This is a genomic window from Halomonas tibetensis (assembly GCF_042643535.1).
GTDB classification, from domain to species: Bacteria; Pseudomonadota; Gammaproteobacteria; order Pseudomonadales; family Halomonadaceae; genus Halomonas; species Halomonas tibetensis.
On record NZ_JBHRSQ010000040.1, the window covers coordinates 19,799 to 35,778 of the forward strand.

Below are 15,980 nucleotides of genomic sequence, written 5' to 3' on the forward strand. Positions count from 1 at the left end.
TTCCGTATTTTGCTTTATGATCAATGGGAGTAATCGACACCATCATAAAAGCCAGCGTAGAATCCCACAAGCGTTATACGATGACTCTTGAGCCTGGAAGGATGTTGCGTGATGACTTGGGCGGTGCTGGGTTCTATTGCGGGACTTCTCGGCTTGTTGATCAGCGGCCGTGTGCGCCCTGCCATCGCCTTTGTCAGCTTGGCTGGGGCGTATCTGTTGTTAGGCTTGGTCGATACCGCCACCTTGCTGGCGCAGTACACTAATCCGGCATTGGCCACGCTGCTGCTGCTGCTGCTGGTATCGCTGGCACTGGAGCGTACTCCGTTACTCGATTGGGTCTCCCAGCGATTGCTGACCGGTAATGAAAAGACCGCCACTGCCCGGTTGATGGGCGCCAGTGCCATACTCTCTGCGTTTCTCAACAATACTGCGGTGGTATCGGCTTTTTTGGGCGCCGTTTCCCGGCAGAGGCGCATTGCCCCCTCCCGGCTGCTGATTCCGCTTTCCTACGCGTCGATTCTCGGCGGCATGACGACTCTCGTGGGTACCTCCACCAATCTGGTAGTCAACTCTTTCACGCTAAGCACCGGTGGCTTCGAACTGGGCATGTTCCAGTTCAGCCTGGTGGGCGTGCCGGTGGCGCTGCTGACCTTTGGTGTGCTGCTGTGGCGGGCGCGCCAGTTGCCGGCCCATGCCCCTGAGGACACCGCCGAGAAACTCTCCTACTTCCTGGCGGCGGATCTGGAGCCCGGCTCGGAAATGGTGGGCAAGAGCATCGAGGAAAATGCGCTGCGTAGCCTGGATGGACTTTACCTTCTGGAGATCGAGCGAGAAGGGCGGTTGATCAGCCCGGTAGGGCCTGAGGAGATCCTCCAGCAGGGCGATACACTGGTTTTCACCGGGGAGGTGAGCAAGGTTCAGGCACTGCAGCGCTTTCCCGGCCTCAAGCTGTTCGGCCACCAGGCGGATGACCTGTTGGCCACCAACCTGGTAGAGGTGGTGGTCTCGCATGAATCGGAGTTGTCCGGCCAGACGCTGCAGGATGTCGATTTTCGCAGCATGTTCAATGCCGGCGTAGTCGGCATTCGGCGCGGTGGCAAGCGACTGGAAGGGCAGTTAGGGCAGATCCCACTGCGCGTGGGCGACTGCCTGCTGCTGGCTGTGGGCAGCGATTTCCGCCAGCACCGCAATATCGACCGCAATTTCCACATGCTTAGCGGTAGCTTCAAGCGTCCTCAGCTCAGTCGTATCGAAAGCCTGTTGACCCTGACCGGCTTCGCTGCGGTGATCGGTCTGGCGGCCCTGGAGCTGCTGCCCCTTTTTCACGGTCTGCTGTTGTTAATGGGTGGGTTGCTGATGGGAAAGGTACTCAGCCCCGCCGAGCTTAGGCGACGTTTTCCCTTTGAGCTATGGATGATCATCGGCTCGGCGTTGGCTATTGCTCAAGGGCTGGAGAGCTCCGGCGCCGCCGCGCTGCTCGCCCAGGGCATGCAGGCTCTGTTCTCAGGCTATGGGGTTTTCGCTGCCTTTGTGGGCTGCTATTTCTTGACGCTGCTGCTGACCGAGACAGTGACCAATAACGCTGCCGCGGCCCTGGCCTTTCCCGTGGCATGGACCACCGCCCAGGCCTTCGGTGCCGACCCCATGCCGTTTATCATGGCAGTAGCCTACGGGGCCAGCGCCTGCTTTCTGATTCCCTACGGCTACCAGACCCACCTGATGGTCTTCTCTCCAGGCCGCTATGAGGTGCGTGATTTCCTCAAGACTGGGCTGCCGGTTAGCCTTACCTACTCCGCGTCTGTGCTGGTGCTCACGCCGTTGGTATTTCCGTTCTAGCGAAAGATGCTAACGGGGCAGCTGATCCTTAAGCTGAGTGAGTATCAGGCCAATGTCATTGGCATTCTTGGCGAGGCGTTGGCGCTATTGGCTGGCGTAGGCGTAGCCCCTTGGGTCAGACCCCGGTTGGTTTCAGGCCAGTGTCGATGCATGTGGTTGGCGGGGTGCTCACCGCCGGGAGTCTGACCCGGCGGGGGCGAGGCGTTGGCTGTTTTCGGTCGCGGCGTTGACTCTCCTGGCCAGCGTTGGCGTAGCCCCCTTGGGTCAGACCCCTGCCGTGTTGGCAAGCCTTTGTCATTGCATGTGGCTGGTGGCGTGCTCGCCGCCGGGAGTCTGACCCTGTGGGTTCGCGGCGTTGGCGTGATCGGCCTGAGCTATGTCGGCCTACCGCTGGCGGTGGAGTTCGGCAAGGTGCTGCCCACCGTGGGCTTCGATATCAACGTGACGCGCATCGCTGAGCTGCGCGATGGGATCGACCACACCCTGGAGGTGGAGCCTGAGCTGCTGGCCGAGTCGGTGCAGCTGAGCTTTGCCAGTGAGTTGGAGGCGCTGCGCGGGTGCAATGTTTATATCGTCACTGTGCCCACGCCAATCGACAGCAGCCGCCGGCCGGATCTCACCCCGCTGATCAAGGCCAGCGAGACTCTGGGCCGGGTGGTGGGGCAGGGCGATGTGGTGATCTATGAATCCACCGTCTACCCGGGCGCCACCGAGGAAGAGTGTATTCCGGTAGTTGAGCGGGTCTCGGGCCTGACCTACAACCGTGACTTCTTCGCCGGCTACAGCCCGGAGCGCATCAACCCGGGCGACAAGGAGCATCGGGTGACCACCATCATGAAGGTCACTTCCGGCTCCACCCCCGAGGTAGCGGATTTCGTCGATGCGCTGTATGGCCGGGTGATCACCGCCGGCACCCACAAGGCGAGCTCGATTGCCGTGGCCGAGGCCGCCAAGGTGATCGAGAACACCCAGCGCGATATCAACATCGCCCTGATCAACGAGCTGGCGGTGATCTTCAACCGCCTGGGAATCGACACCGAGGAGGTGCTCCAGGCCGCCGGCACCAAGTGGAACTTCCTGCCGTTCCGCCCTGGCCTCGTGGGCGGCCACTGCATCGGTGTGGACCCCTACTACCTGACCCACAGGGCGGAGCAGGTGGGCTACCACCCGGAGATAATCCTCGCCGGGCGGCGCATCAACGACGGCATGGGCGCCTACGTGGCCAGCCAGCTGATCAAGCAGATGATCAAGCGGCGCATTCACGTGGACGGCGCCCGGGTGCTGGTGCTGGGCCTCACCTTCAAGGAGAACTGCCCGGACCTGCGCAACACTCGGGTGGTGGATATCCTCAGTGAGCTTGCCGACTACAACGTGGCGGTGGACGTCTTCGACCCCCAGGTGAACAAGGCCGAGGCCGAGGCCGAATACGGCATCCACCCGGTCGAGAGCCCCGACGCCGGCGCCTACGACGCCGTGATACTGGCCGTGGCCCACCGCGAGTTCCGCGAGCTGGGCGCGGAAGGCATCCGCGCCTGGGGCAAGCCCGAGCACGTGCTCTATGACCTCAAGTACCTGCTGCCGAAGGAAAGCGTGGATCTGCGGCTGTAGCTTCCCTTCCGGGGCCCCTCGGGGTCAGACCCTTAAGCAGTCTTAGGCAAAGGGCGCGCCTAAGCCCGCTGAAGGGTCTGACCCGCGTGCTTTTTCCGGCGATCCATCAGCAGGTGGACTGGTCGAAGGGCTACAGCTTCCTTGACAAAGAGCTGCAGCAGATCACGGCAGATGCCAACAGCGGTCGACGCTACGCCGATAAACTGATCAAGGTCTATGCCCTCGACGGCTAAGCGGCTGCGTGACGGTGCCTCGCGCAAGGACACCAAGGTCGCGTTGATCCGGCTGCTTTTCGATCGCGGCTACAGTCGAGAGCAGATCCTGCGTCTGTTTACCCTCATTGACTGGATGATACAGCTGCCGAAGGGGCTGGAACGGGAATTTCTACAGGCGGTCTACGCCATTGAGGAGGAAAAGCACATGCCTTACATCAACACGGCTGAACGTCTGGGATTAGAAAAAGGTCGTCAAGAAGGACTTCAAGAAGGTCGTCAAGAAGGTCAGTTGGAAGCCAATCAAGAGACTGCCCGCAATCTGATCAGGCTAGGGGTGCTCAGTGACGAACAAATCGCGGAAGCGACTGGCCTCGCGGTAGCTGACGTCCAGGCCCTGCGAGTCGAGGATAAGCACTGATCTTGTCTTTATCCTGTGGCTGAACGGGGTCAGACCCTGAGGCCTCCTCACGAATAGAATAAGAAAATCAGCATATTAGGATTGGTGGCGGGGTCGGACCCTTAAGCTGTCTTAGGCAAAGGGCGCGCCTAAGCCTGCTTAAGTGTCCGACCCGCGTCCCGCGTCCTGCGTGCGCGAGGCGCTGGCGACCTGACCCGGCGGGAGCGCGGTGCTTGCAGTCGCTGCGTGCCAGGCCGTCGTTCAGCGTGCGCATGTTTTGGTAATTTTCTTGTGGCCATGGGGGAACGTCTCTCGGTGAATGGTGTAAAGTAAGGTGTAAAGCTTCGCCGATATCCCAGGCTTTCACCCTCAGGATGCATGACTGCCATGAGTACCCCCGCAACGCAAGCTCCCGTGTTCTATGCCCTTGCCCAGATCAAGTTCAACTGGATTGAGCAGATGGCCAACTATGTGGGGCCGTTGCAGGATGCGCTGCGCCGTCAGGGCTATCCGGACTACCGTGAAGACCATCAGCTGCACATGCAGGTGACTCCCGGGCCTCAGTGGGATGTGCAACGTCAAGAGGTCAAGCGCTGGGTATTCACTGACCAGGCGCAACAGGAAGGTTTCATCCTGCTCAAGGACACCCTGATCTTTCAGACAGCACGGTATTCGCGCTTCACGACGTTCAAGCAAGCCGTGCTGAAGGGTCTGGAGGCGCTGCATCGCGAGGTGGAGCTGGCTTATGTCGACCGCATCGGCTTGCGCTATCTGGATGCGGTTTTCCCATCTCCGGCCTACCCGCTGGAGGCCTTGCTGAACCTTGGCCTGATTGGTCCGTATCGTGAGGTTGCCGGCGTCCCCCAGCACACCGTGACAGAAACCGTAAGTAACGTGGTGGGGGGCACCCTCGTCATCCGCACGCTGCTTTCCGCGCAGGGCATAGCATTGCCGCCGGATTTGCAGCCGATGTCGCTGCAGCTGGATGCACGAGTTGCGGCATCGCAGGGCGGGGAGGCTGCCGTGTTGGATAGTGATTATTTCGTGACGCAGCGACAACGCTTCGATACCCAGGCCGTGGAACGCCAGCTGGATGCCTCTCATGACGTGATTATCGAGGCGTTTCGGATGGCTACCACGGACCAGGCGAGGAGAGAGCTATGGCAACTGTAAGCGTCGAACATAGCGGTGGTAGTGGGTCGAGCGGCTCCACATGGGGGTGGGGCGCCGGCGCCCGTCAAACGGTGGCCGTCGCCGCGACCTGCTTTCTCGTGCCCGTGACCTTGGGCGGTGAGCCGGGTTCAGGCGGTGCCGTCACCCCGGAAGCGGCACTGTCACGCCATCAATGGTTCCAGGATGCCTCGATTGACGTTACCACTGCAAAATTGGGAGAAGTGGTCGAGCTGCGCACCCCTGCAGAACGACTGGAATGGATTCGTCAGGCGCTGGGATTGACGGTGACCGATCTGGCACGCCTGCTGGGGAGCTCTCGCCCGACCGTCTATGCCTGGCTCAATGGCCAGGAGCCTCGCCCAGACGTACAAGCACAGCTCGCCAGGCTGGAGCAGCAGGCCGAGGCGGTCGCTGCCTGCGAGTTACCGCGCCTCAACAAGCTGATACGACGCCCCTTGCGCTGTGGTGGCAGCCTGCTGGAGCGCTTGCAGCAGGGTGACTCACTGGAACCGGCCCTCGTCGAGCTGCGGGCGCTGTCACAGCGGGAGCAGGCGTCTCGTTCCCGGCACAAGGGGCAGGCCGGGACAACACACACGATGCGCGAGGCGCTCGATGATGTGGCAACCCCCCTGGATTCTCGAGGGTAAGCGGTGGCTAGCGATTGGACACGCTCGATGCCCTGGTCGCAAGGCAGCCTGATTGGCATCGATGACATGGCGACTCTGGGATTGGCCGCGGATGACGATGGTGGCTGGGGGGTCGTGATCACTCACGACTGTGATCTCGCCAATGATGATCTGGCCCTTGAGCCCTTTGTCGAAGTGATCGTCTCAAGGCCTATGGACGTGCCAGATGGCAACTGCCGCCATGCCAAGAACGCTCGCCGGCTTCATCTCGACTGGCAGCGAACCGATACGGTCTTGTGCCTGGAGTTGTTGGCGACTCGAAAGTGTCGCGTTGCCAAGAGCGACCTGGCGGACTTCGCTCCGGTGGCAAATGCCATCCTGGTGCCAGCGGATAAGCATATTCTGCAAAGCTGGCTGGCGGCTCGGTATCGCCGACAGGCGTTACCCGATAGCCTGGTGGAGCGGCTGCGGTATGTTTTCCAGCGCATTGAGAAGAAGGGCAAGACACAGGCATCGACGGTCATTGGCTATTGGCTATCCTTCGCACCTGCAGGCGAGCTGCCGGCTGAGGAGCCGTATGACCTGGATATCAGCATTGTCTACACCATCGATTCACCGGACGCCGATACGACGGCTTCGGCTATTGCCGACGATGTGAGCGAGCGTTTTTCAGGGCTCGTGACCAAGTCGGGGGTGGGTGGCGTCGTGCTGGGGGTCTGCGAGGCTTTTTCCGAAGAAGAATTCACGCTCCGGGATATCCGTCAGCACGTGGAGTTTCGCCTGGACTACCTCAGCAATCGAGCTTTCCCGGATGGGGTGGAGCTGGATTCTCCCTCTAAAATGCAAGGACTTACATGAAAATCCTCGTGACCGGCAACGCCGGCTTTATCGGTTTCCATACCGCCAAGCGGTTGCTTGAGCGCGGCGATAGCGTGATCGGCTTCGACGTGGTCAACGACTACTACGATCCGACGATCAAGGAGGCGCGGCTCGAGATCCTGGAGGAGACGGCGGCGCGCACCGGCAGCGAGTACGTGTTCCTGCGCGAGGATCTGGCCGACCTGGCGGCGGTGAATGCGGCGTTCGAGACCCACCGGCCTGACAGGGTGATCCACCTGGCGGCCCAGGCCGGGGTGCGCTACTCGCTGGAGAACCCCCACGCCTATGTGCAGAGCAATATCGTGGCCTTTACCAATATCCTGGAGGGGTGCCGGCACCACCAGGTGGAGCACCTGACCTACGCCAGCACCAGCAGCGTGTATGGCGCCAATACGAAAATGCCGTTCTCCGAGCACGAGGGCGTCGACCATCCGCTGCAGTTCTACGCCGCCACCAAGAAGGCCAACGAGCTGATGGCGCACAGCTATAGCCATCTCTATCGCCTGCCCACTACCGGGCTGCGCTTTTTCACCGTCTATGGCCCATGGGGCCGCCCGGACATGGCGCTGTTCCTGTTCACCAAGAAGACCCTGGCCGGCGAGTCGATCCCGGTGTTCAACCACGGCAACCACACCCGCGACTTCACCTACGTTGACGACATCGTGGAGGGGGTGATCCGCGCCAGCGACGATATCGCCAAGCCCAACCCCGAGTGGAACAGCGATGCCCCGGACCCGGCCACCAGCAATGCGCCGTATCGTCTGTTCAACATCGGCAATAACGATCCGGTGAAGCTCTCTGCCTACATCGAAGCGATCGAGGAGGCGCTGGGCAAGCAGGCGATCAAGGAGCTGCTGCCGCTGCAGCCGGGTGACGTACCGGATACCTACGCCGATTCCACTGAGCTGGAGAGGGCGGTAGGCTACAAGCCGGCCACGCCGGTGAAGCAGGGCGTTGCGAATTTCGTGGCGTGGTATCGGGATTTTTATGGAATGTAGGTGGTAGCGGGCGGCACTGCCCCGGGGTCAGACCCTTCGGCCCCGGGGTCAGACCCTTCAGGGGGCTTAGGCGAAACCCCTGCCTAAGTCCCCTGAAGTGTCCGACCCCTGCCTTCAAGGAGTAAGCAATGCGAGTAACCGTTTTCGGCACCGGCTATGTGGGCCTGGTGCAGGGCACCATCCTCGCCGAGGTGGGCCATCAGGTGGTCTGCATGGATGTGGACGCCGAGAAGATCGAGGCGCTCAAGCAGGGCATCATCCCGATCTACGAGCCGGGTCTGGAGAGCCTGGTGAAGGAGAACACCGCCACCGGGCGGTTGAGTTTCACCACCGATGCTGCCCTGGCCGTGGCCCATGGCGATATCCAGTTCATCGCCGTGGGTACGCCGCCGGATGAGGATGGCAGCGCCGATCTGCAGTACGTGCTGAAGGTGGCGGAGACCATCGCCGAGCACATGGAGGCGCACCGCATCCTGGTGGACAAGTCCACCGTGCCGGTGGGCACCGCCGACAGGGTGCGTGCCCGGGTCGCCGAGGTGCTCGAACGGCGGGGCAGGACGGAGCTGACCTTCGACGTGGTCTCCAACCCCGAATTCCTCAAGGAAGGCAGTGCCGTCGCGGATTGTCAGAAACCGGACCGCATCATCATCGGTACCGCGGACGAGCATAGCGTGGAGGTGATGCGCGAGCTCTACGCCCCCTTCGGTCGCCAGCACGAGAAGATCATCGTGATGGACGTCAAGAGCGCCGAGCTGACCAAGTACGCCGCCAACTGCATGCTGGCCACCAAGATCAGCTTCATGAACGAGATGGCCAACCTCGCCGAGCGGCTGGGGGCGGACATCGAGGCGGTTCGCCAGGGCATCGGTTCGGACCCGCGCATCGGCTACCACTTCATCTATCCCGGGGTGGGCTATGGCGGCTCCTGTTTTCCCAAGGACGTACAGGCGCTGATCCACACCGCCGACAGCATCGGATTCGACAGCAAGGTGCTGAAGGCGGTGGAAGCGCGCAACGCCGAGCAGAAGACCACGCTGTTCGCCAAGATCTGCGAGCACTTCGGTGGTGAGCTGGCCGGCAAGACCCTGGCGCTGTGGGGGCTCTCCTTCAAGCCCAACACCGATGACATGCGCGAGGCGCCCAGCCGGGTGCTGATGGAGGCGCTGTGGGCCGCCGGTGCCCGGGTGCAGGCCTTCGACCCGGAGGCCATGGAAGAGACCCAGCGCCTCTATGGCGACCGCGACGAGCTGGCCCTTTGTGGCACCAAGGAAGCGGCCTTGAAGGGCGCCGACGCCCTGGTGATCGTCACCGAATGGCAGAGCTTCCGCGCGCCGGACTTTGACCTGATCTACAAGCAGCTGAGCCAGCCCACCGTCTTCGACGGCCGCAACATGTACGAACCTGCACGCATGGCCAAGAAGGGCTTCACCTATTACTCCGTGGGTCGACTTCCCGCCACCCCCGCACCGGGGTCAGACCCTTAATAATTCTTAGGTAAACCGACAACTAAGGCTGCTTAGGTGTCTGACCCCTTTCCATGGAACGCCTCTTGCTCATCTTGGAGTGAAGCTTCCCAGTCAACTTCAATGCCCGGCAATATGTCGGGTTTCGTTGTATCTGGGGCAAGGGTTTGCAGGCACTGCAGGCGCTGGCGTAGCCCCTTGGGTCAGACCCCTACCATCTTGCCAGGCCGGTGTGGTGCCGATGGCTGGCGGCGTGCTCACCGCCGGGAGTCTGACCCTGCGGGTGCGCTGCGTTGGCGCCCTTGGCCGACGTGACGCTGGAATGGCAACGCCTGTGCGACAAGCCGGTTGCCGTGCCTCGGCTGCCCTCGGCCGGCCTCGCCCTTGTCGCGTTGGAAGGGGATGAGCTGGTGATGTTGCGCCTGGGGGATTGCGAGGTCTATTGCCTGGGGGTGTCTGGCGTCCGGCGCGTGTTCCCCGATTCGCCGCTGCTGGCCTATGACCAGCGCGCGATCGAGGCGGTAGCGCAGCGCCGCCGCCAGGGGCAGCCGCTCGCTGAGGCGCTGGAAGCGGTTCGCCCCATGCTGGTGGCCCATCGGGAGCGGCTGAATACCCCAGAAGGCTATTCGGCGCTGAGTGTGGCACGCGCCGAGCAGATGGTGCCCGAGATAGTGCGCGTCAAGGCGAGTGACGTCAGCCGTGTGCTGCTGGCCAGCGATGGCTTCTCGGCGGCCTGGCAGGGCTATGGGCTGGAGGCCCCGCCGGGCTGGATTGCTGATGCGGGCATCGATAAGCGGCTCGGGCAGCTGCTGGCCCAGCTGCGTGCCCTGGAGGACGCCGACCCCGAGGGTGATCGGTTTGCCCGCCTCAAGCGACATGACGATGCCACCGCCGTGGTTGTCGATGTTTTGCCGTGAGTGGATTGTTTTGAGCCGGTGGTAGCTTCGCCTGGTGCGCTGTCGCTTACCAGGCCTACTGGTGGGAAGCAGTCACAGGATCAAGGGGCCGGAGGCGGGGACATCGGCTTGATGGTCAGCTGCAGACCCAGGGCGTTGGCGACCTTGTTGATGGTGGAGAAGGCGGGGTTGCCTTCACCTGAAAGCGCCTTGTAGAGCCCCTCACGGCTCATACCAACGTCCTTGGCCAGCTGGCTCATGTTGCGTGCGCGGGCAACGTCACCCAGAGCGGCAGCGAGGAGTGAGGGATCATTCTCTTCCATCACGGCTTCCAGATAGGCGGCGATCTCCTCCTCGGTCTGGAGGTACTCGGCGGTGTCGTAGTGGCTGAATGTCACTTGGTGTTGGGTCGCCATGGGTTACTCCTTCCACTGCTTGGCAATGGCTTTGGCTTGCTCGATGTCGCTGGGCTGGCTGCCCTTGTCGCCCCCGCAGAGTAGGACTACTACAATGGGGCCTCTGGTCAGGTAATAGACCCGGTAGCCGGGGCCATGGGGTATGCGCAGTTCCGAGATGCCTTCACCGACAGGTTTGACGTCGCCGGGATTGCCGAGGCTGAGGCGTCTGAGCCGCACCGTGATCTTGGCGCGGGCACGAGTGTCACGAAGGCTGCGCAGCCACCGATCAAAGACATCGGTTTTGATAAGCTCGATCATATGCCAACCCTAGTTGACAGTCCATGTGGTGTCAACTCTGGTTATCATTTGCTTGCGGGGTCAGACCCTTAAGCCGATTTAGGGGTCTGACCCTTAAGGCAACTTCGAAGCCCGGCCATGTGCCGGGCTTCATGGTTATTGGTGCTCAGCTTGACGGTGCATAGTTATTTACTATGATTAAATATGAATCGTCCTGCTGCAAAGGAAGTCGCGATGGCCACCGCCAAGACTCGATCCGTTACTGCCCACGTCCCTGTAGAGATGGCCGAGCGTGTGGATGAAATTGCCGATCGTCTGGATCGCTCCAAGAACTGGATCATCAAGCAAGCCCTGGCCGCCTGGCTTGACCAGGAAGAGGAGCGTAACCGCCTGACCCGCGAGGCTCTTGCCGATGTGGATGCCGGTAGTGTTATCGACCATCAGGCTGTGCAGGCCTGGGCCGATAGCCTGAGCACCGATACCCCCCTACCGCCGCCGCGCTGATGGAGTTGAAATGGACGAGCAAGGCCCTATCCGATCTGGCACGCCTCTACGAGTTTCTGGCACCTGTGAATCAGCACGCAGCAGCCCGCACGGTGCAGCAGCTCACATCTGCACCGACTACCCTGCTGACCAACCCGCGTATTGGCGAGCTGCTGGAAGAGTTTCAGCCGCGTGAGGTGCGGCGGATTCTGGTCGGCCAATACGAGATGCGCTACGAGATCACGGGTTCCACCCTCTATCTGCTACGTCTGTGGCATACCCGTGAGGAGCGTTAGCCTGGATGCTTACCAAAGATTGAGGGCGGAAGGGCTGTCCGTCTCTGCCCTTGGAGGCTTGCGTAAGTCCGGCACATCGTCGGCAGCTGCCTGAGAAGTGGGAAGCCTCTTCCGTAGCGCGTCAGCGCTTAGGGCGGGGAGCAGTCACTCTGCGGGGGATCACCTATCTGAGCTTCAGCAAAATCCAGTAACTGCTGGTATTCCCGGCGGTGGATGATGCCCTCCACGATTGTATCGTCGAGGTTAAGGTAGCCGTGCACCAGGGCGTTGCGCAGACCGACCACCTTGTTCCACGGGATGCTGCTGGTGTCGTGACCCAGGCTGCGTAGCTTCTCGAAGGCCTTACGCGCGTCACTGGGCACGACGATGCCGAGAGACTTCAACCGCTGCTTGGCAATGCCGATGCACCCTTCGGTAAGCAACTGCAAGTTACGCTCAGCCGCTCGGTGAAGCAGGGCGTTCAGGCCTTGCTGCTGCATGGCGGCCTGATGCAGCAGCTCAAGCTCCTCTGCCAGGGTAGCGAAATGTTCGCGCATGGCGTCGATATACTCGGCTTCCACGTCTGGGTCTCCTTGGCCGTCAAGCAAAATGCCGCTGGTGGTACAGATGGTCGAGCTCCCACATCGAGGTAATGCGGTGTTCCTCGCGGATCAGGCGCAGGCGATCGTTGGCCTGGAGCACCTGCCCGGTGCGAATCACGATATGGGCCAGGGGCAGAGGGGCGAGGTTGATGTCGACGATGGAGAGCTGGTTATGCGCCAGGCGCAGTCGGTCCTGCCACGCCTGTGCCAGAAGTTCGGGTCGCAGGCGACGCTCCAGTGGATCCTCGACGAAGTCGCGAAATGCCACAGCGAGGTCGTAGTCGCTCTCGGTCGAGGCGGTGCCTTTAGCGCGGGAGCCGTAGAGCCATAACACCGCGATATCAGTCTCTTTATCCGCTAGGTCGGCCAGAGCGTGCAGGATGGTGGAAGGTTCGGGCATTGCAGGGCGCCATTGTGATGTACGCCAATCAGTCTATCACTCCCCGGGGTGCGGGCCAGAACTCGCTGCAGGGGGTCAGACCCTTAAGCCGATGTGGCCCGTCCAGTAAGGCACGGATTGCATCGCGGTCAGCGCGAATGTCCCGATTGTCCCAGAGTGGCAGCGTATTGCCTTGGCGCAGTAGCTTGCCAAAGCTACCATTTGTCACCGTGGATCGGGCGGCCCGATAAGCGTCTTTGCCGATGCAAAAGAGGTCGATGTCCACTGATTCACGAAACTCGTCGAGTTCGAGGGCAATGCGTGTTCCCCCTCCGAACAGAATATTGTGGTCGCGGAGAAAATCGGGATCAAACTGGGAGAGAATAGTACCGATGGCAAGGTGGTGGGGACGTATAAACATTATGCTATGAGCATATGGCCGTGGCCGTATGTCTTAGCCAGCTCGTCGATCAGAATGCGCTCCTTGTCCAGTAGACGATCTTGCGCTACGAAGCGCCATCTTTCTTCATAGATATGGAACGCCACCTCGGGATCGATATGATCGTCGGCACGGTCCCAAAGAATGGCATCGAGTTCGGGGTAGTCGTGTCGATTGATGAAAGCCGGTTTCATAGGTTCACCCGTAAGTGACTGGATGATGTTTCTAATTCATTGATATTCTGGCCCCTCGCCTGTGGGGGGTCAAAACGTGCCTAGATCATCGCGCTCTTGGGTCAGACCCTTAAGCAAATTTAGATATGTCACGATGGGTGATGCATGTACGACCTTTTCAAGGTGGTGGCCGCCCAGCTATTGATGCCGCTGCCGATCAGCCTGGGATTGATGGCGGTGGGTCTTGTACTGTTGGCCGTGCGTTGGCGCCGCGCGGGTCAGTCGGCCGTGGGGGTGGGCCTGGCGCTACTATTGCTGGCCAGCTGGGGCCCCGTCGCCGATCGTTTGTTGATGCCCTTCGAGACACGCTATCCGGCACTCACGGCGCTGCCCGACGATGAGGCCCTGGCAGCGGTGGTGGTGCTGGGGGGCGGCTGGGAGCCCGAGGCACCGCGCTCGAGTGTGAGCCGATTGAACGACAGCTCGGCGATCCGTCTGATGGAGGGGATTCGGCTGTGGCGACAGCGGCCGGCGCTGCCATTGATGGTCTCCGGTGCCAGCCGTGATCCTGACATCGCGCCGGTGGCCCGGGGCTACGCCAGTGCGGCGGCGGAGATGAGTGTGCCAGAAGAACAGCTGCAGGTACTCGACTGGCCGACGGATACCGGCCTGGAAGCCCGGGCCGTCCGCGAGGCGCTCGGTGAGGGCGCGCGCGTGGTACTGGTGACTTCCGCTTCGCACATGCCGCGTTCCATGCGCCACTTCCGCCAGGCCGGTCTGGACCCCCTGGCAGCGCCCACGCACTACCTGACGCAGCATCTGCGAGACGGCAAGCTTGACCACTGGATTCCCTCGGCTACGCACCTTCGCAAGTCGGAACGGGCCGTATACGAATCGCTGGGCCTGCTGGCCGTAGGGCTTGAACACTGATCCCCTTCCTTCCGGGTCCGTTCGGGTCAGACCCTTAAGTTTGCAAGCCCCCCGGGGATGATCTGCCTATTCCTGATCTTCGCACGGTGGGCGACTACGCCCCACGCGGTATCAGTGTGGATTTGAAGGATGTACTGCGCGATGTGCTGCGCCGTCAGATCTGGTTTCGCGACTATCAGATCGCCATGGATGAGAGTGCTGTTGCGGTAGTGGGGCGCGCCCAGGGTGCCATGACCGCAGCTGAGATCGTGACAGATATGCGGGAGTGGCTTGAGGTGCCGCCCCATCCAGAGAGAGGCCATTGGGACGCGTACTTCCGCGATCTGGTTCAGCGAATCGAGCGGCTGGGCGTTCTTGTCATGCGCAGCGGCATTGTTGGTAACAATACGCGGCGAGTGCTGAGTGTGGAGGAGCTTCGCGGCTTTGCTATCGCCGACCCCGTCGCACCGGTGATCTTCATCAATGCGGCGGATGTGCCTGAAGCACGGTTGTTCATGCTTGTGCATGAGCTGGCCCATATCTGGCTGGGTGAGTCCGGGATTTCCGATGGAGATCCTGCCAACCGAAGACGCGCCGAGAAGCTGTGCAATGCGATCGCGGCGGAATTTCTGGTGCCGGAGGAGGAGTTCCTACCGCTGTGGCAGGAAGCAGAAGATTGGAAAGCCAACCTGGCTCCCTTAGCCGCACATTTCCATGTTAGCCAGTGGGTGATTGCTCGCCGGGCCCAGGAGCTCGGGCTGTGACCTACCTTCTGGACGCCAATACCTATATTCAAGCGAAATCACTTCACTACCGGATGCATATCGTGCCGGGGTTCTGGGAGTGGCTGGATCTGCAGTTTCCTCGCCGGCGCCGACCCCTGGCTGGTGGCAAAGGCCAAGGCCATAGGCGCCCAGGTGGTGACCAATGAGGCAAGAGTCGGGCCGGGTAGCAAGAAGGTCAAGGTGCCCAATGTTTGTGATCAGTTCCAGGTGGCATGCCTTGATACGTACGACTTGCTGGATACCCTTCGGGCAAGATTCGTTCTCGACTGACCCCGCCACCCGACCTTGACGCCACCGGCGTAGCCCCTTGGGTCAGACCCCTACCATCTTGCCAGGCCGGTGTGGTGCCCATGGCTGGCGGGGTGCTCACCGCCGGGAGTCTGACCCCGCGGGGCGCGACGTTGGCGCCCTTGGCCGTTGCTTGGCCTGAACGGGGTGGCCTGAACGGGGTCAGACCCTTAAGTCTGCTTAAGGGTCTGACCCCGCCACCCGCTGTCGCCATGCCTCGCTGCCGAAGGGGTGGCCGCGGCGTGTTTGCTGGCGGATGTCGTCGAGGGTGGCGTCGGGCAGCGGCGAATCAAATAGCTGCCGGTAGTGGTACTGGCGCTGTTCCGGTTGCTTGGCGCTGGCCAGGTAGAGGTCGTGGGGCGTGACCAGGGGGTCGGGCTCGCCTAGCGCATTGGTGCGGTAGCTCGACCAGTGATAGTAGCCCGGCCGTTCGACCATGCCTGCGCGTACCGGATTAAGCTCGATGTAGCGGTAACAGGCGAACAGGTAGGCTTCTTCACCCACCAGGCAGGAGTAGTAGCGGCCTTCGAACAGGCCGCCGGTGCGCTCATGGCGCCGGTTGAAATACTGCGCATAGCGCTGCCCCAGGCTCTTCATCATGAGGCTGATGCCGTGGGGATCGTCGCGGGGCGTGGCCAGCAGGTGAACGTGGTTGGTCATCAGGACGTAGGCATGCACGTCAACGCCATACTCCTGGCGAGCCTCGTCCAGCAAGTCGAGATAGCGCCGGGCATCGCCGCGATACACAAAGCACGCGCCGCGATTGTTGCCGCGCTGCACCAGGTGAACCGGCGTCATCGGCAGGAGAATGCGTGTAGGGCGGGGCATGGCCAATCCCCTTTCCATAGCAAGTAGTCGGCT

The 15,980-nt window shown here is 61.6% G+C and carries 23 protein-coding genes; 16 read left to right on the plus strand and 7 right to left on the minus strand.

Annotation, left to right across the window (positions count from 1 at the left end; translation table 11 throughout):
* The first annotated feature begins 111 nt into the window (after window positions 1-111).
* The 10 genes from ACFODV_RS16275 to ACFODV_RS16320 all read left to right on the plus strand — a co-directional run bounded on the left by ACFODV_RS16275 (window position 112) and on the right by ACFODV_RS16320 (window position 10,112).
* Window positions 112-1,836: an SLC13 family permease gene (locus ACFODV_RS16275; protein ID WP_379761323.1), complete on the plus strand. Its 1,725-nt coding sequence runs from the start codon at window positions 112-114 to the stop codon at window positions 1,834-1,836.
* Window positions 1,837-2,133: 297 nt separating this feature from the next.
* Window positions 2,134-3,444, plus strand: coding sequence for a Vi polysaccharide biosynthesis UDP-N-acetylglucosamine C-6 dehydrogenase TviB (tviB, locus tag ACFODV_RS16280; protein WP_379761513.1), 1,311 nt, complete (start codon window positions 2,134-2,136; stop codon window positions 3,442-3,444).
* 86 nt (window positions 3,445-3,530) lie between these two features.
* Complete coding sequence (locus ACFODV_RS16285) at window positions 3,531-3,677, plus strand: hypothetical protein (protein ID WP_379761325.1); 147 nt, start codon at window positions 3,531-3,533, stop codon at window positions 3,675-3,677.
* Window positions 3,661-4,077, plus strand: coding sequence for a hypothetical protein (locus tag ACFODV_RS16290; protein WP_379761327.1), 417 nt, complete (start codon window positions 3,661-3,663; stop codon window positions 4,075-4,077). The genes ACFODV_RS16285 and ACFODV_RS16290 overlap by 17 nt, the downstream gene beginning before the upstream one ends.
* 366 nt (window positions 4,078-4,443) lie before the next feature.
* Complete coding sequence (locus tag ACFODV_RS16295) at window positions 4,444-5,229, plus strand: TIGR04255 family protein (protein WP_379761329.1); 786 nt, start codon at window positions 4,444-4,446, stop codon at window positions 5,227-5,229.
* Window positions 5,217-5,876: a helix-turn-helix domain-containing protein gene (locus ACFODV_RS16300; RefSeq protein ID WP_379761331.1), complete on the plus strand. Its 660-nt coding sequence runs from the start codon at window positions 5,217-5,219 to the stop codon at window positions 5,874-5,876. The genes ACFODV_RS16295 and ACFODV_RS16300 overlap by 13 nt, the downstream gene beginning before the upstream one ends.
* A 66-nt stretch (window positions 5,877-5,942) precedes the next feature.
* Window positions 5,943-6,713 (plus strand): hypothetical protein, encoded by a 771-nt coding sequence (locus ACFODV_RS16305; protein WP_379761333.1) that lies wholly within the window; start codon window positions 5,943-5,945, stop codon window positions 6,711-6,713.
* Window positions 6,710-7,732, plus strand: a complete 1,023-nt coding sequence (locus ACFODV_RS16310) for an NAD-dependent epimerase (protein ID WP_379761335.1) — start codon at window positions 6,710-6,712, stop codon at window positions 7,730-7,732. Before ACFODV_RS16305 ends, ACFODV_RS16310 begins: the two co-directional genes overlap by 4 nt.
* Before the next feature lie 128 nt (window positions 7,733-7,860).
* On the plus strand, window positions 7,861-9,216 hold the full coding sequence (locus tag ACFODV_RS16315) for a UDP-glucose dehydrogenase family protein (RefSeq protein ID WP_379761337.1): 1,356 nt from the start codon (window positions 7,861-7,863) through the stop codon (window positions 9,214-9,216).
* A 272-nt stretch (window positions 9,217-9,488) separates the two neighbouring features.
* A complete protein-coding gene (locus ACFODV_RS16320; protein WP_379761339.1) occupies window positions 9,489-10,112 on the plus strand; it encodes a hypothetical protein in 624 nt (207 codons plus the stop codon).
* Window positions 10,113-10,192: 80 nt separating this feature from the next.
* On the opposite strand, the gene ACFODV_RS16325 is transcribed toward ACFODV_RS16320, so the two are convergent.
* Together ACFODV_RS16325 and ACFODV_RS16330 are read right to left on the minus strand one after the other, a co-directional pair.
* Window positions 10,193-10,507 (minus strand): addiction module antidote protein, encoded by a 315-nt coding sequence (locus tag ACFODV_RS16325; RefSeq protein ID WP_379761341.1) that lies wholly within the window; start codon window positions 10,505-10,507, stop codon window positions 10,193-10,195.
* Window positions 10,508-10,510: 3 nt separating this feature from the next.
* Window positions 10,511-10,807, minus strand: a complete 297-nt coding sequence (locus ACFODV_RS16330) for a type II toxin-antitoxin system RelE/ParE family toxin (protein ID WP_253443270.1) — start codon at window positions 10,805-10,807, stop codon at window positions 10,511-10,513.
* Window positions 10,808-11,020: 213 nt separating this feature from the next.
* Between ACFODV_RS16330 and ACFODV_RS16335 the strand changes: the two genes are divergently transcribed.
* Together ACFODV_RS16335 and ACFODV_RS16340 are read left to right on the plus strand one after the other, a co-directional pair.
* The gene (locus ACFODV_RS16335; protein WP_379761344.1) at window positions 11,021-11,290 is read left to right on the plus strand and encodes a CopG family ribbon-helix-helix protein; all 270 of its coding nucleotides are present in this window, start codon (window positions 11,021-11,023) and stop codon (window positions 11,288-11,290) included.
* Window positions 11,290-11,565 carry a type II toxin-antitoxin system RelE/ParE family toxin gene (locus ACFODV_RS16340; RefSeq protein WP_379761346.1) on the plus strand — a complete coding sequence of 92 codons (276 nt, stop codon included), beginning with the start codon at window positions 11,290-11,292 and terminating at the stop codon, window positions 11,563-11,565. The genes ACFODV_RS16335 and ACFODV_RS16340 overlap by 1 nt, the downstream gene beginning before the upstream one ends.
* Before the next feature lie 128 nt (window positions 11,566-11,693).
* Here the strand turns inward: ACFODV_RS16340 and hepT are convergent, their stop codons facing one another.
* From hepT to ACFODV_RS16360, 4 genes are read right to left on the minus strand one after another with little or no spacing between them, the layout of a single operon-like run.
* Entirely contained in the window at window positions 11,694-12,125 is a 432-nt protein-coding gene (gene hepT, locus ACFODV_RS16345; protein ID WP_379761348.1) for a type VII toxin-antitoxin system HepT family RNase toxin, read from the minus strand.
* 19 nt (window positions 12,126-12,144) lie between these two features.
* Complete coding sequence (mntA, locus tag ACFODV_RS16350) at window positions 12,145-12,546, minus strand: type VII toxin-antitoxin system MntA family adenylyltransferase antitoxin (RefSeq protein WP_379761350.1); 402 nt, start codon at window positions 12,544-12,546, stop codon at window positions 12,145-12,147.
* 28 nt (window positions 12,547-12,574) lie between these two features.
* Window positions 12,575-12,946, minus strand: a complete 372-nt coding sequence (locus ACFODV_RS16355; protein ID WP_379761352.1) for a nucleotidyl transferase AbiEii/AbiGii toxin family protein — start codon at window positions 12,944-12,946, stop codon at window positions 12,575-12,577.
* Window positions 12,946-13,158, minus strand: coding sequence for a hypothetical protein (locus ACFODV_RS16360; RefSeq protein WP_379761354.1), 213 nt, complete (start codon window positions 13,156-13,158; stop codon window positions 12,946-12,948). Before ACFODV_RS16360 ends, ACFODV_RS16355 begins: the two co-directional genes overlap by 1 nt.
* 144 nt (window positions 13,159-13,302) lie before the next feature.
* Between ACFODV_RS16360 and ACFODV_RS16365 the strand changes: the two genes are divergently transcribed.
* The 4 genes from ACFODV_RS16365 to ACFODV_RS16380 all read left to right on the plus strand — a co-directional run bounded on the left by ACFODV_RS16365 (window position 13,303) and on the right by ACFODV_RS16380 (window position 15,101).
* Window positions 13,303-14,067 (plus strand): ElyC/SanA/YdcF family protein, encoded by a 765-nt coding sequence (locus ACFODV_RS16365; protein ID WP_379761356.1) that lies wholly within the window; start codon window positions 13,303-13,305, stop codon window positions 14,065-14,067.
* Window positions 14,068-14,153: 86 nt separating this feature from the next.
* On the plus strand, window positions 14,154-14,810 hold the full coding sequence (locus ACFODV_RS16370; RefSeq protein ID WP_379761358.1) for an ImmA/IrrE family metallo-endopeptidase: 657 nt from the start codon (window positions 14,154-14,156) through the stop codon (window positions 14,808-14,810).
* Window positions 14,807-14,977, plus strand: a complete 171-nt coding sequence (locus tag ACFODV_RS16375; RefSeq protein WP_379761360.1) for a DUF4411 family protein — start codon at window positions 14,807-14,809, stop codon at window positions 14,975-14,977. Before ACFODV_RS16370 ends, ACFODV_RS16375 begins: the two co-directional genes overlap by 4 nt.
* On the plus strand, window positions 14,934-15,101 hold the full coding sequence (locus ACFODV_RS16380; protein WP_379761362.1) for a DUF4411 family protein: 168 nt from the start codon (window positions 14,934-14,936) through the stop codon (window positions 15,099-15,101). The genes ACFODV_RS16375 and ACFODV_RS16380 overlap by 44 nt, the downstream gene beginning before the upstream one ends.
* Before the next feature lie 198 nt (window positions 15,102-15,299).
* On the opposite strand, the gene ACFODV_RS16385 is transcribed toward ACFODV_RS16380, so the two are convergent.
* Entirely contained in the window at window positions 15,300-15,947 is a 648-nt protein-coding gene (locus ACFODV_RS16385; protein ID WP_379761364.1) for a transposase, read from the minus strand.
* Window positions 15,948-15,980 lie beyond the last annotated feature (33 nt).